The following is a 13,962-nucleotide window of genomic DNA, read 5'->3' on the forward strand; positions in this document are numbered from 1 at the left end:
GGCGCAAGGCCGCTCCTACAGGTACGCCGTCAGCGCAGGGGCGGTGGGAGCCGGCTTGCCGGCGATTGGGCCGCTGCGCGGCCTTTCGCGGCGCAAGGCCGCTCCTACAGGTGCGCCGTTAGCGCAGGGTCGGTGGGAGCCGGCTTGCCGGCGATTGGGCCGCTGCGCGGCCCCTTCGCGGCGCAAGGCCGCTCCTACAGGTACGCCGTCAGCGCAGGCTCGGTGGGAGCCGGCTTGCCGGCGATTGGGCCGCTGCGCGGCCTTTCGTGGCGCAAGGCCGCTCCTATAGAGCGGAGCCATTCCCGATGTGTAGGAGCGGCCTCGTGCCGCGAAAGGGCTGCGACGGCAGCCCCAAGGCCCGTCAGGCGGTCGCCGTTTCCAGCGCCAGCGCCTGGCGATACTGCGCCAGTTCCTCGATGGTCAGCACCGGCAGGTTGTATTGCCGCGCATACACCGCCACCTCCTCGCCGCGGGCCATGCTGCCGTCGGGGTTCATCAACTCGCACAGCACCGCCGCCGGCCGTAGGCCCGCCAGGCGCGCCAGGTCAACCGACCCTTCGGTATGGCCCCGACGGGCCAGCACCCCGCCGTTACGCGCCCGCAGCGGGAACACATGTCCGGGGCTGACGATATGGCGCTGCTCGGCGGTCGAGCGCAGGGCCGCCTCGATGGTGGTGATGCGGTCCTGGGCGGACACGCCAGTGGTGACGCCCTCGGCCGCCTCGATGCTGACGGTGAAGCCGGTGCCATGGCGGGCCTGGTTGTTCTGCACCATGGGAGCCAGTTGCAGGTCGTCGACGGTAGCCTCGTCCAGACACAAGCAGACGATACCGCTGCAATCGCGGATCATCATGGCCATGGTCTGCAGCGAGATGTTCTCGGCGGCGGCGATGATGTCCGCTTCGTCCTCGCGGTCGTCATCGTCTAGCAGCAGCACGGGGCGCCCGGCCTGGAAGGCGGCGATGGCAGCAGCGACGTTGGGGAATTTCGGGTGGTGCATGGTGGACATGAAACGCTCCTCGTGATTGATCGATGAACGTCTCGGGGCGAACAAAACGCGCGCGCAGGAGCACCGGATGGCCCCCGCCTGACGCCTTCTTTCATCCGGACTATGACCGTCGGCCCTGGAATCTCACCAGGTCTGCTGACCCCCGGCATGGCCGGGGCGCTCGCGGGCTCATCTTTCGATTTACCGCCGGTGGGGACTTTCACCCCGCCCTGAAGACCCGGCAAGCATACAGCACTGTGCCACCCTGCGGGCAAGGCCGGCCTACGACCTTCGGCGGTATGATGGTCACCAACGCCTTTTTCCGGAAACGACACCATGGACATTCTCGAAGTCGCCGGTGGCAAGCCGGTCAAGTTGTGGACCGACGGCGTACCCGTGGAAGACGATGCCCGCCGGCAATTGCTGAACACCGCACGCATGCCATTCATCTTCAAGCACCTGGCGGTGATGCCGGACGTGCACCTGGGCAAGGGATCGACCATCGGCAGCGTAATTCCTACCGTGGGCGCGATCATCCCGGCCGCAGTGGGCGTGGACATCGGCTGCGGCATGATCGCCGCGCGCACCTCGCTGCATGCCCGCGACCTGCCGGACAACCTGCACGGCCTGCGCAGCGCCATCGAGCAGGCCGTGCCTCACGGCAAGACCTTCGGCCGCCGCGACCAGGGTGCCTGGGACCAGGTACCGAAGCAGGCCGACCAGGTGTGGCGTAGCCTGGCCGCGCGCTTCAAGGCGATCACCGACAAATATCCGCGTCTGGAAAAGACCAACAACCGCCATCACCTAGGAACGCTTGGCGGTGGCAACCACTTCATCGAGGTCTGCCTGGATGAAGCCGAGCGTGTGTGGTTCATGCTGCACAGCGGTTCGCGCGGGGTGGGCAATGCCATCGGTAACCTGTTCATCGAGCTGGCCCAGGCCGACATGCGCCAGCACCTGGCCAATCTGCCGGACAAGGACCTGGCCTATTTCGAGGAAGGCAGCCGGCATTTCGCCGATTACACCGAGGCGGTGGAGTGGGCCCAGGATTTCGCCCGGCATAACCGCGAGCTGATGATGCAGGCGGTGGTCGGCGCTGTGCGCAAAGCCCTGGGCCGGTCTTTCGAGGCGGACCTCGAAGCAGTCAACTGCCACCATAACTATGTGCAGCGCGAGCGGCATTTCGGTCGCGAAGTGCTGGTGACCCGCAAGGGCGCGGTGTCCGCGCAGAAGGGGCAACTGGGCATCATTCCGGGCTCCATGGGGGCCAGGAGCTTCATCGTGCGTGGGCTGGGTAACGAGGAGTCGTTTTGCTCCTGCAGCCATGGCGCCGGCAGGGTGATGAGCCGGACCAAGGCCAAGAGCCGCTTCACCCTCGAGGACCAACGGCGCGCCACCGCCCATGTGGAGTGCCGCAAGGACAAGGACGTGATCGACGAGATCCCCATGGCCTACAAGGACATCGACGCGGTGATGCAGGCCCAGCGCGAGCTGGTGGAAGTGGTGCACACCTTGCGCCAGGTGGTGTGCGTCAAGGGCTGAAAAAGCAGGGGCCTTTAGGAGATAGCGCACTGGACAATTGGCTAGTGCTGTGTCTGTGGGAGCGGGCTTGTCCCGCGATCAAGGGCGAAGCCATTGCCTTACAGCCCGGGGCAAGTCTGACCGCCGCTCCCACAGAAAGAGGGGCGTGTGGTCAGATGCCCGGCATCGGCACGAAGCCGGGCAACTGCTGGATCCGGTCCATCCAACGGGTGATATGGGGGTAGGGCACCAGGTCGACACCGCCTTCAGGAGCCAGCGCGACATAGGGGAATACCGCGCAATCGGCAATGGTCGGCCGCGACAGCGCCAGCCACTCGTGCTTGGCCAGGTGCGCGTCCAGCAAGGGCAGGATGCGCGCCGCTCTCTTCAGGGTGTCGGCCTTGTCGATGGCATAGCCGAACTTATCCACAAGGCGTGCGGCGGCAGGGCCGTTCTGGATCTCGTTGGCCGCGGTGGAAAGCCACTGCATGACTTCGGCCTGCAGGTGCGGCTCCACCGGCCACCAGGCCGCCCCGCCATAGGTGCCGGCCAGGTACACCAGGATCGCCTGGGAATCGCGCAGTACCCGCTGGCCATCCACCAGGATCGGCAGCTCGCCCCACGGGTTGAGCTCGATCAGCGGCGCGCGCTTGTGTTCGCCGCCGAGAAAGTCCACGGGAATGATCTCCAGGTCCAGGTTCGCCAGATGGGCGAACAGGCGGACTTTGTAGCAATTGCCGGACAGTTCCAGGTCATAGAGCTTCATGACGTTTCCTTGTTATTGAGCCAGTAGCTGGTTGAATTCCAGGACGTTGCCGTCGGGGTCGCGAATGAACAATGCAACGCGACGCGGCCCGATGCGGTGCGGCCCTTCGGTGATGGTGATGCCTTGTTGGTGCAACCAGCCCTGCAGGGCCTCCAGGTCTTCCACGATGAAGGCCGGGTGGGTCATGCCGGGCAGCTTGATCGGTGCATCCAGCAACACGTTATGGGCGCGGGGCTGGCGGGCACCGTTGAAGATCAGGTTGATGCGCACGCCGCTGGGCGTGAGCATCTCGTTGGCTTCGAAGTCGCTGAACCGCGCGCTTTCGACGAACCCCAGCGCTTCGTAGAAGGCCACGGCGCGGCTGCGGTCGCTGACGCGGATGCCGATGTGATCATAGGCGAGGATCGGCGAGGGGCTTGGGGCATTGGCACTCATGACGGAAACCACACACATGTTCGGAGGTGCCCAGTGTGGCCATTGACGGGCGTTTCACCAATGCCTGTAAGCTGACAACACTATTGCATTTGTTGCACAGACGAGACCTGACGATGGACCGATTGAAAGCCATGGCCACCCTGGTGCGTATTGTCGACAGCGGCAGCCTCAGCGCCGCGGCGAATGCCTCCGGGCAATCCACCGCCTCGGTGGTGCGCACCCTGGCGGCGCTGGAGAAGCACCTGGGCACGCGCCTGCTCAATCGCAATACCCGGCACCTGGCGTTGACCGACGAGGGTGCCGAATTCCTGGCCTGGAGCCGGCGCATACTCGCCGAGTTCGACGAGGTTGAACACGGCTTCGATGCTCGGCGCAAAAGCCCTGGCGGGCTGCTGCGCATCACCGCGCCGGTGGAGTTCGGGCGCCGCTACGTCGCGCCTTTGGTCAACGAATTCCTGGCGCTGCACCCAGCCATCCAGGTAGAGCTGACCTTGCTCGACCGTCTCGTCGACCTGCTTGACGAAGGCGTGGAGCTGGCCATTCGCATCGGGCAACTACCGGATTCTTCGTTGATCGCAATGCCCCTGGGCCATACCCGCCTGGTGCGCTGCGCAAGCCCAGACTACCTGCAACGCAATGGTATGCCGCAGCAGCCGTCGGACCTGCTGGCACATGCCTGCATCGGCTTCGCGCCCCAAGGCAGGCAGTGGCAATTCCAGGAGCCAGGGGCTGTCGTGACCCGGTCCATTCCTGCGCGCATGACCACCAACCAGATCCAGGTAGCCAGCCTGGCTTGCCAGCAGGGTGTCGGTATTGGTCAGCTGCTGCACTATCAGGTGGCCAGCGAGCTGGCCGAGGGTCGGCTGGTGCGGGTGCTGCAGGCGTACGAGCTGGCCGACCTGCCGATTCAGATGGTGTACCCGCATTCGCGGCTGCTTTCGGCGCGGGTGCGGCAGTTCATCGACTGGGCTTCGCCGCGGCTGAGTGCGGTGATTCCCGATCCGGCAGTGTGAAAGGCAGGCATTAAAAAGCCGGCTTGTGGCCGGCTTCTCGGGGACGGTCTTGGCTAATTTTTGGTAAGCCGCAACCGCCTTAAACGGTATGGCCACTAGGGCCTGAAAAAGATGGCGGACGGCTGTGTGAGGCGTCGCCAGGCCCTCTGGATCGCGGCTTGAGCCGGCCGGGGCGAAATGTGCCGCGTAGCATACTAGGGCCGGCGCGGGTTGCCCAGCAAAAAATGGCACAGGGTATGTCAGCCAGGCCGGCGCACGCTGACACACGACCAATGGAACACCCAACCGAGAATGTGCATACCCTGAGCTCGGCGTTGCTTGGGGGTATAGCGCTCGGTAGGCCCTTGGCCATGCAGGTAGAGGTTGCCCTGGCGATCGTGGGTCAGGCGGTCGACGCGCAAGCGGCCGTTGTGAAGCAACACGTAGGTTTCATCCTCGACGACCCAGGTCAAGCTGCGGTCGATGACCAGGATTGCATCCCTGGGAATGGGCGAAGGGGCACCCGATGGCGGCATGGAAATGCAAGCGGCATGTTCCAAATTGACGCCCAAGGTTTGCAGTGCCTGTTCGGAGAACGGCAAGTACCGGCTCTCGTCAGGCTGGAGTCGGCCGTCCTGCAATGCATGGTACGGGATACGCAGCAGGCGCCCTTCGCGGATGGATGGGCGGGTCACATCGTCACGCGAGGCGCAATGGCGCGGAGGCGGGGTGGGGTGTTTCGGACCTTCGCCGCTGAGCAGCCAGCGCCGCTGTACGCAGAACAAATCGGCGATTTCATCCAGCCGTGCCAGGGGGACGCCGCGGGTAAACCAGTTGTTCACGTGCTGGGGCGTTACGCCACGCTGGGCAGCGAAATCGGAAGGGGTCAGGTGGCACTCCAGGAGGAGGGCTCTTAGGCGGTCACCGGAGGTAGTCATATGGCCGAGTCTAGCGAGACGGCTCGTGCCTTGAAATGAACGCGTTGTTTATGGGTTTTGTAGGAAGGTGTGTGTAAAGAAGGATCTTTCTTAGGGGGCTGTAAGAATGAGTGAGTTTGAGCGCGCTATCGCCGGCAAGCCGGCTCCCACCAGTAGCTCCGTTTTTTTGTGGGAGCCGGCTTGCCGGCGATGGGGCGCAAATGCCCACCGATCAAATTCCGGGCAAAAAAAACCCTGCCGGAGCAGGGCTTTTCTTCAGTTCGGTATCAGCCTTTGTAGGCGGCAACCGACTTGGTGATCGCGGCGCGGGCGGCGTCGGCGCCTTCCCAGCCTTCGATCTTGACCCACTTGCCCTTCTCGAGATCCTTGTAGTTCTCGAAGAAGTGTTCGATCTGCTGGATCAGCAGGGCCGGCAGGTCGGTGTATTCCTTCACGTCGACATACAGCTGCGACAGCTTGTCGTGAGGCACTGCGACGACCTTGGCATCGCCGCCGCCGTCGTCGGTCATGTTCAGGATGCCGACCGGACGGGCGCGGATGACCGAGCCTGGGGCGACCGGGTAAGGGGTCACGACCAGCACGTCCAGCGGGTCACCGTCGTCGGCCAGGGTGTTCGGGATGTAGCCGTAGTTGGCTGGATAGAACATCGGGGTGGCCATGAAACGGTCGACGAACAGGGCGTCGCTGTCCTTGTCGATCTCGTATTTGATCGGCGCGTGGTTGGCCGGGATCTCGATGGCGACGTAGATGTCGTTCGGCAGGTCCTTGCCCGCCGGAATCTTGCTGTAGCTCATTGGGCAGTGCTCCCGTGTTTGACCAAAAAGTGGCGGCGATTATAGGCACATTCCTACCGGGCATGCCACGCCCGGCCGGATGTGCGGGCCCGTCAGGCGTGGGTTTCGCGGTATAGCGGGTGCTCGGCCTGCAACTGCTCCAGGCGCGCCAGCGGGTCTTGCCGGTAGAACAGCGAAAGTTGCTGGTACACCTGTGGATAAGCCTGCTGCAGCAGGTCGGGGGCGCTGAAGAAGTACTCGCTGGTGACGGCGAAGAACTCCGCGGGGTTTTCCGCGGCGTAGGGGTCGATGGCCGTCTCGGTGTCGGGGTCGGCATCCAGTTGCCGGTTCATGTCATCGAAGGCCTGCTGCATGGCATCGGCCCAGGCTTGCACAGACATGCCGTTGTGCAGCGGCGGCAGGCCGTTGGCGTCGCCGTTGAGCATGTCGAGCTTGTGGGCCAGCTCATGGATCACCAGGTTGTAGGCCTCCCAGCCGCCGCTGGCCAGTACCCCGGGCCAGGCCAGGATCACCGGGCCCTGTTGCCAGGCCTCGCCGCTGTGCTCGGCGTCCCAGGTGTGCTCCACGCCGCTGGCGTCGCGATGGCGCTGGGGGCTGAGGAAGTCGTCGGGGTAGAGGATGATTTCGTGAAAGCCTTGGTACCAATCCAGGTCGCCCAGATGCAGCAGCGGCAGTTGGGCCTGGGCGGCGAGGAACAGGCGCTGTTCGTCGTCCAGCTCGACGCCGTCCAGGGCCGTCAGGTGCTTGTCGTGCAGGAACAGTACGCAGGCTTCGCGTAGCCTGCGGTCTTCTTCGTCACTGATGCCGTCGAGCAGCGGCAGGCGCTCGCGCACGGCCTGCCACAGCTGTGGGTCGACCGGGTAGCGGGCCAGGGTGCGCCGGCGCCGCCAGGCGCGCAATGACCACATGGCCGTTCAGTGGGCCTTGGCCGTGCGGCCCAGGCGGCTGCGCAGCAGGCCGAGGATCATCGGCACCAGCGACAGGATGATGATCCCGACCACCATCAGCGATAGGTGCTGCTTGATGAACGGCACGTTGCCGAAGAAGTAGCCCAGGGTCACCAGGCCACCCACCCACAACAGCGAGCCGGCCACGCTGAAGGCCAGGAAGCGCGGGTAGTGCATGTGCGCGATGCCGGCGACGAACGGTGCGAAGGTGCGCAGGATCGGCAGGAAGCGCGCCATGGTCACGGTCTTGCCGCCATGGCGTTCGTAGAAGTCGTGGGTGCGCTGCAGGTAGTCGCGGCGGAAGATCTTCGAGTTCGGGTTGCGGAACAGACGCTCGCCGGTGGTGCGGCCGATGACGTAGTTGGTGCTGTCGCCCAGGATCGCGGCGGCCATCAACAGGCCAGCCAGCAGGACCGGGTCCATGCCGCCGCCTGCGGCCACGGCGCCAGCGATGAACAGCAGCGAGTCGCCGGGCAGGAAGGGCATGACCACCAAGCCAGTCTCGCAGAAGATCACTGCGAAGAGGATCGCGTAGATCCAAGGGCCATAGTTGGTGACCAGCAGATCGAGGTAGGCATCGAGATGCAGGATAAGGTCCAGCGGGTTGAATTCCATGTACAACACCTGTGTTCTGACCCGCGACTACGGGCGCACGATGACGGACTGTGCCAAGGGCGTAGGTTTGATTACCTGCGGGTGGGTAAATTTTCACACATGACAGGAGGGGGCATTATACGGCGATGTCAGGAATGTGCCCGGGGAGTTTGTAGCGGCGGGTTTCGGCGTGGCACACCCTGTTCGTGTAGGAGCGGCCTTGCGCCGCGATCGGGCGCGAAGCGGCCGCAAAATCGGCAATCGCGGAGTACCTGGCAAAACGAGATGGCAGAATCTACGGCCGCTTCGCGCCCGATCGCGGCACAAGGCCGCTCCTACAGGCGTGTCAGTCCTGGGTGATCGGCAGTATGTAGTTCTCGAACTCGGTGTCCTTGCGAAAGCCGATCGACTCGTAGGTCTTGCGCGCCACGTCGTTGTCGCTACTGGTGGAGACGCGCATGCGCACGGCATTGGTGGCCTTGGCCATCTTCTTGGCTTCGCGCATCAGGTGATCGGCCACCAGCATGCGCCGGGAGTCTTCGGCCACATAGATGTCGTTGAGGATCCACACGCGCTTGAGCGACAGCGATGAGAAGCTCGGGTAGAGCTGGCAGAAGCCAAGGATGCGGCTGTCATCGTCGTCCGGCAGGGCCAGGTAGATCACTGACTCATCGCGCTTGAGGCGTTTTTCCAGGAAGCTGCGCGAGCTGTCCGGGTAAGGCAGTTGCCCATAGAACTCGCGATATTTCACGAACAAGGGCGTCAGCAGGTCGAGGTGTTCCAGGGTTGCCTTGATGATGCGCATGTGCGGCCCTCAGAGTCCATTTGGGGATACAGCGGATTGCCACGGCGTTGATTGCATGCTGCCCCAAAGCCTGCGTAAAGCGCAATCCGCCGGGTGTTACAGGTTTCTTACCCTTCCCCGAGCAGGAAATTGCCGCTTTTGCCGGGGGCGCCGTCGGTCTCGATGCTGTGCAGCTCGGCTTCATCCTTGAGGTTCACCCCGGAAAGCTGCCGACGGCAGGCCTCACGCATCAGGTACAGCAGGCGGTGGGCGGCCATGCCGTAGCTCAGGCCCTCCAGGCGCACGTTGGAGATGCAGTTGCGGTAGGCGTCGGTCAGGCCGACCTTGGGGCCGTAGGTGAAGTACAGGCCCAGGCTGTCGGGTGAGCTCAGGCCCGGGCGCTCGCCAATCAACATCACGGTCATGCGTGCGCCGAGCAGTTCGCCCACCTCGTCACCCACCGCCACGCGGCCTTGTTCCACCAGTACCACCGGTGCGCTGGTCCAGCCGTCGGCGGCGGCCTGCTCCTCGAAACGGGCCAGGAAGGGCAGGGTATGGCGGTGCACGGCCAGGGCCGACAGGCCATCGGCGACCACGATCGCCACATCGACGCCGCCCGGGTTGGCCTGGGCATGCTCGCGCAGGCGCTGGGCCGATGCGTCGTCCAGGCGCCGGCCCAAGTCGGGGCGTTGCAGGTATTGGTTGCGATCGCTGGCGGCGCTGTGCAGCAGCAGGCTTTCGCGGCCACGGTCAGCCAGTTGCTGGCGCAGGCCGGCATGGTCGAACGGCAGGTGCACGGCATCGCGGGCCTGGGCGTGGGCGAACTGGAAGTCCAGCTGGGCGCCGGTCGGCAGGCTGATGCCGGTGCGTCCCAGGGCGATGCGCGCCGGGGTCAGGTTGCGCAGGGCCAGCCAAGGGTTCTCAGGCGTGGTGGTAGGTCGGTCCATGGTCATCCCTATGCAAGCTGCGCCAGGGCCTGGCGGAAGGCTGGCGGCAGATTGTCGCCGAAGCGTACCCGGCCATCGGCCTGGGTGAAGATGCCGGTGCGTTCGAGCCACGCCTCGAATTCCGGCCCGGGCTTGAGGCCCAGGGTCTGACGTGCATAGAGCGCGTCGTGGAACGAGGTGGTCTGGTAATTGAGCATGATGTCGTCCGAGCCCGGAATGCCCATGATGAAGTTGATCCCGGCCACGCCCAGCAAAGTCAGCAGGGTGTCCATGTCGTCCTGGTCGGCCTCGGCATGGTTGGTGTAGCAGATGTCGCAGCCCATGGGCACGCCCAGCAGCTTGCCGCAGAAATGGTCCTCGAGGCCCGCGCGGATGATCTGCTTGCCGTTGTACAGGTACTCCGGGCCGATGAAACCGACCACGGTGTTGACCAGGAACGGGTTGAAATGCCGGGCCACGGCATAGGCGCGGGTTTCGCAAGTCTGTTGGTCGACGCCATGGTGGGCATTGGCCGACAGCGCACTGCCCTGGCCGGTCTCGAAGTACATGAGGTTCTGGCCGACGGTGCCGCGCTTGAGCGAGAGGCCTGCCTCGTAGCCTTCCTGGAGCACATTGAGATTGATGCCGAAGCCGGCGTTGGCCGCCTCGGTTCCGGCGATGGACTGGAACACCAGGTCCAGCGGCACGCCGCGGTTGATCGCTTCGATGGAGGTGGTGACGTGGGTGAGCACGCAGGCCTGGGTGGGGATCTGGTAGCGCTGGATGATGGCGTCGAGCATTTCCAGCAGGGCACAGATCGAGGCGATGCTATCGGTGGCCGGGTTGATGCCGATCATGGCGTCGCCGTTGCCGTAGAGCAGGCCGTCGAGAATGCTGGCGGCGATGCCGGCCGGCTCGTCGGTGGGGTGGTTGGGCTGCAGGCGGGTCGACAGGCGTCCGCGCAGGCCCATGGTGCCACGGAACTGGGTGACCACGCGGATCTTCTGCGCCGCCAGCACCAGGTCCTGGACGCGCATGATCTTCGACACCGCCGCGGCCATTTCCGGGGTCAGGCCCTTGGCCAGGGCGCGCAGGCTGTCCTCGTTGGCCTGTTCGCTCAGCAGCCAGTCGCGCAGCCCGCCGACGGTCAGGTGGCTGACCGGGGCGAATGCCTGGGCGTCGTGGGTATCGATGATCAGCCGGGTGACTTCATCGCTTTCGTAGGGGATCAGCGCTTCGCTCAGGAAGTGCTTGAGCGGGATATCGGCCAGCGCCATCTGCGCGGCGACCCGCTCGCCGTCGTTGCTGGCCGCGACACCGGCCAGAAAGTCGCCCGAACGTGCCGGGCTGGCTTTGGCCATCACGTCCTTGAGGCTGTCGAAGCGGTAGACCTGGTTGCCCACCGTGTGTACGAAACTTGCCATACAGAATCTCCAGAGCGCCGCGGGTCTGCCCGCGGCGTAAGTCGGCGATCAGTGCAGGGCCTCTTCGGCCTTCTGGATCGCGGCGAATTCCTCTTCCGGCGTCCCCGCCACCAGGTGATGACGGCTGTAGAAAGCAAAGTAGGCAATTAATACCCCATAGATCACCGCAGCGCCAATCACCACGCGGGGGTCGACCAGGAAGCCTGCGACCACGGCCACGCAAGCCAGCACCAGGGCCAGGCCCGAGGTGAAGATGCCGCCCGGCGTACGGTAGGGGCGTTCCATCTTGGGGCGACGGATGCGCAGGGTGATGTGCGCGGCCATCATCAGCACGTAGGAGAGGGTCGCACCGAACACGGCGACCAGGATCAGCAGGTCGCCCTGGCCGGTCAGCGACAGGGCGAAGCCAATGATTCCAGGGATCACCAGGGCCAGCACGGGAGCCTTGCTCTTGTTGGTTTCCGAGAGCTTGCGCGGCAGGTAGCCGGCACGGGACAGCGCGAAGATCTGCCGTGAATAGGCGTAGATGATCGAGAAGAAGCTGGCGATCAGGCCGGCCAGGCCCACCAGGTTGACGAAGCTGCCCATCCAGGTGGAACCGCCGTAGGCCTTGGCCAGTGCCTCGACCAGCGGATTGCCCGAGGCCTTGAGAGCTTCGGAGCCCGCGCCGCCAGGGCCGACCACCAGGATCAGCAGGGCGAAGGCCACCAGTACCAGCATGGCGCCGATCAGGCCGCGCGGCAGGTCGCGGCGTGGGTTCTTGGTTTCCTCGGCGGCCAGGGGCACACCTTCGACGGCCAGGAAGAACCAGATGGCGTAGGGGATCGCCGCCCAGATACCGACATAGCCGAACGGCAGGAAGCTGCTGGCGCCGGCGGCATCGGTCTGGGCGATGTCGAACAGGTTGGCTGCATCGAAATGGGGCACCATGGCCACCAGGAACACTGCCAGGGCGATCGCGGCGATGGCGGTGATGATGAACATCAGCTTGAGGGCTTCACCGACGCCGAAGATGTGGATGCCGATGAATACGATGTAGAAGGCCAGGTAGATCATCCAGCCGCCGATGCCGAACAACGATTGGCAATAGGCGCCGATGAAGGTGGCAATGGCTGCGGGTGCGATGGCGTACTCGATGAGGATCGCCGTGCCAGTGAGGAATCCGCCCCAGGGCCCGAAGGCACTACGGGCGAAGCCGTAGCCACCGCCGGCGGTCGGGATCATCGACGACAGTTCGGCCAACGAGAAGCACATGCACAGGTACATGGTGGCCATCAGCAGGGTGGCCAGGAACATGCCGCCCCAGCCGCCTTGGGCCAGGCCGAAGTTCCAGCCGGCGTAGTCGCCGGAGATGACGTAGGCCACGCCCAGGCCCACCAGCAGGACCCAGCCGGCGGCGCCTTTCTTCAGTTGTCGGTGTTGGAAATAGTCCGCGTCGACTTTTTCGAAGTCAACGGAGGAGCTCGCCGGCGCGCTGCCGGAATGATCGCTTGGCATGGTGTTCACCTTTTTTCTTCTTGATGACCGGCAGGGGCGGTCTGTGGTGATCGGTTTTGCATGAAATGGGCCAGATGGGTTGGAGCCGCTGCGCGGCTCTTTCGCGGCACAAGGCCGCTCCTACAGGGGGACGCTGAACTTGTAGGAGCGGCCTTGTGCCGCGAAAGGGCCGCAAAGCAGCCCCAATGGCCCGTTTAGAAGAAGCCCAACGGATTGATGTCGTAGCTCACCAGCAGGTTCTTGGTCTGCTGGTAGTGGTCGAGCATCATCTTGTGGGTTTCACGGCCCACGCCGGACTTCTTGTAGCCACCGAACGCGGCATGGGCCGGGTACAGGTGGTAGCAGTTGGTCCACACGCGGCCGGCCTTGATGCCGCGCCCCATGCGGTAGGCGCGGTTGATGTCGCGGGTCCATACGCCCGCGCCGAGGCCGAACTCGGTGTCGTTGGCGATGGCCAGGGCCTCGGCTTCGTCCTTGAAGGTGGTGACGCTGACCACCGGGCCGAAGATCTCTTCCTGGAACACGCGCATGCGGTTGTTGCCCTTGAGCAGGGTCGGCTGGATGTAATAGCCGGTGGCCAGGCTGCCTTCGAGTTTTTCCACCTTGCCGCCGGTCAGCAGCTCGGCGCCTTCCTTCTGGGCGATCTCCAGGTAGGAGAGGATCTTCTCGAACTGCTGCTGCGAGGCCTGGGCGCCGACCATGGTGTCGGTGTCCAGCGGGTCGCCACGCTTGATCTGCAGGACCTTCTTCATCACCACCTGCATGAATTCGTCGTAGATCGACTCCTGCACCAGCGCCCGCGATGGGCAGGTGCACACCTCGCCCTGGTTGAAGAAGGCCAGCACCATGCCCTCGGCGGCCTTGTCGATGAAGGCCGGCTCGGCCTTCATGATGTCCTCGAAGTACACGTTCGGCGACTTGCCGCCCAGCTCCACGGTGGACGGGATGATGTTCTCGGCCGCGCATTTCATGATGTGCGAGCCCACCGGGGTGGAGCCGGTGAAGGCAATTTTGGCGATGCGCTTGCTGGTGGCCAGGGCCTCGCCGGCCTCACGACCGAAGCCTTGCACCACGTTGAGCACGCCCTTGGGCAGCAGGTCGCCGATCAGCTCGAGCAGCACGGTGATGCCCAGCGGGGTCTGCTCTGCGGGCTTGAGCACCACGCAGTTGCCGGCGGCCAGGGCCGGGGCCAGCTTCCAGGCGGCCATCAGCAGCGGGAAGTTCCACGGGATGATCTGCCCGACCACGCCCAGCGGCTCGTGGATGTGGTAGGCCACGGTGCTTTCGTTGATCTCGGCGGCGCCGCCTTCCTGGGCGCGGATGCAGCCGGCGAAATAGCGGAAGTGGTCCACGGCC

The 13,962-nt window shown here is 64.6% G+C and carries 14 protein-coding genes and 1 riboswitch; of the genes, 2 read left to right on the forward strand and 12 right to left on the reverse strand.

Annotated elements, in window-relative coordinates; all coding sequences use genetic code 11:
* Nucleotides 1-361 precede the first annotated feature (361 nt).
* Nucleotides 362-1,009 (reverse strand): 3,4-dihydroxy-2-butanone-4-phosphate synthase, encoded by a 648-nt coding sequence (gene ribB / locus ACNFG0_RS22135; protein ID WP_416766418.1) that lies wholly within the window; start codon nt 1,007-1,009, stop codon nt 362-364.
* Between the two features lie 79 nt (nt 1,010-1,088).
* Nucleotides 1,089-1,230: riboswitch (FMN riboswitch) on the reverse strand.
* A gap of 94 nt (nt 1,231-1,324) precedes the next feature.
* On the opposite strand from ribB, the gene ACNFG0_RS22140 reads away from it, so the two are divergent.
* On the forward strand, nt 1,325-2,530 hold the full coding sequence (locus ACNFG0_RS22140) for an RtcB family protein (RefSeq protein WP_416766420.1): 1,206 nt from the start codon (nt 1,325-1,327) through the stop codon (nt 2,528-2,530).
* Between the two features lie 151 nt (nt 2,531-2,681).
* Here ACNFG0_RS22140 and ACNFG0_RS22145 read toward each other — a convergent pair whose 3' ends face one another.
* Nucleotides 2,682-3,275 carry a glutathione S-transferase family protein gene (locus tag ACNFG0_RS22145; protein WP_196145439.1) on the reverse strand — a complete coding sequence of 198 codons (594 nt, stop codon included), beginning with the start codon at nt 3,273-3,275 and terminating at the stop codon, nt 2,682-2,684.
* Nucleotides 3,276-3,287: 12 nt separating this feature from the next.
* Nucleotides 3,288-3,710, reverse strand: coding sequence for a VOC family protein (locus ACNFG0_RS22150; protein ID WP_196145440.1), 423 nt, complete (start codon nt 3,708-3,710; stop codon nt 3,288-3,290).
* Nucleotides 3,711-3,823: 113 nt separating this feature from the next.
* On the opposite strand from ACNFG0_RS22150, the gene ACNFG0_RS22155 reads away from it, so the two are divergent.
* Entirely contained in the window at nt 3,824-4,723 is a 900-nt protein-coding gene (locus tag ACNFG0_RS22155; RefSeq protein ID WP_416766423.1) for a LysR substrate-binding domain-containing protein, read from the forward strand.
* A gap of 239 nt (nt 4,724-4,962) precedes the next feature.
* Here the strand turns inward: ACNFG0_RS22155 and ACNFG0_RS22160 are convergent, their stop codons facing one another.
* The 9 genes from ACNFG0_RS22160 to ACNFG0_RS22200 all read right to left on the reverse strand — a co-directional run.
* Nucleotides 4,963-5,640 carry a transcriptional regulator gene (locus ACNFG0_RS22160; protein WP_196156723.1) on the reverse strand — a complete coding sequence of 226 codons (678 nt, stop codon included), beginning with the start codon at nt 5,638-5,640 and terminating at the stop codon, nt 4,963-4,965.
* Nucleotides 5,641-5,906: 266 nt separating this feature from the next.
* Nucleotides 5,907-6,434: an inorganic diphosphatase gene (ppa, locus tag ACNFG0_RS22165; protein WP_084857414.1), complete on the reverse strand. Its 528-nt coding sequence runs from the start codon at nt 6,432-6,434 to the stop codon at nt 5,907-5,909.
* A gap of 92 nt (nt 6,435-6,526) precedes the next feature.
* On the reverse strand, nt 6,527-7,342 hold the full coding sequence (locus ACNFG0_RS22170; RefSeq protein ID WP_416766426.1) for a zinc-dependent peptidase: 816 nt from the start codon (nt 7,340-7,342) through the stop codon (nt 6,527-6,529).
* A gap of 6 nt (nt 7,343-7,348) precedes the next feature.
* Nucleotides 7,349-7,996 carry a DedA family protein gene (locus tag ACNFG0_RS22175; RefSeq protein WP_196146185.1) on the reverse strand — a complete coding sequence of 216 codons (648 nt, stop codon included), beginning with the start codon at nt 7,994-7,996 and terminating at the stop codon, nt 7,349-7,351.
* Between the two features lie 325 nt (nt 7,997-8,321).
* The gene (locus ACNFG0_RS22180) at nt 8,322-8,780 is read right to left on the reverse strand and encodes a GNAT family N-acetyltransferase (protein ID WP_196146186.1); all 459 of its coding nucleotides are present in this window, start codon (nt 8,778-8,780) and stop codon (nt 8,322-8,324) included.
* A 107-nt stretch (nt 8,781-8,887) separates the two neighbouring features.
* Nucleotides 8,888-9,706: an ethanolamine ammonia-lyase subunit EutC gene (gene eutC / locus ACNFG0_RS22185; RefSeq protein WP_416766428.1), complete on the reverse strand. Its 819-nt coding sequence runs from the start codon at nt 9,704-9,706 to the stop codon at nt 8,888-8,890.
* Between the two features lie 8 nt (nt 9,707-9,714).
* Nucleotides 9,715-11,109, reverse strand: a complete 1,395-nt coding sequence (locus ACNFG0_RS22190; protein WP_196146188.1) for an ethanolamine ammonia-lyase subunit EutB — start codon at nt 11,107-11,109, stop codon at nt 9,715-9,717.
* 48 nt (nt 11,110-11,157) lie between these two features.
* The gene (gene eat, locus ACNFG0_RS22195; RefSeq protein WP_196146189.1) at nt 11,158-12,606 is read right to left on the reverse strand and encodes an ethanolamine permease; all 1,449 of its coding nucleotides are present in this window, start codon (nt 12,604-12,606) and stop codon (nt 11,158-11,160) included.
* Between the two features lie 194 nt (nt 12,607-12,800).
* On the reverse strand, nt 12,801-13,962 hold a 1,162-nt coding region (locus ACNFG0_RS22200), incomplete at its 5' end, for an aldehyde dehydrogenase family protein (RefSeq protein WP_416766431.1).

This window comes from Pseudomonas sp. NY15372, assembly GCF_048068215.1.
Classification (GTDB): Bacteria; Pseudomonadota; Gammaproteobacteria; order Pseudomonadales; family Pseudomonadaceae; genus Aquipseudomonas; species Aquipseudomonas guariconensis_A.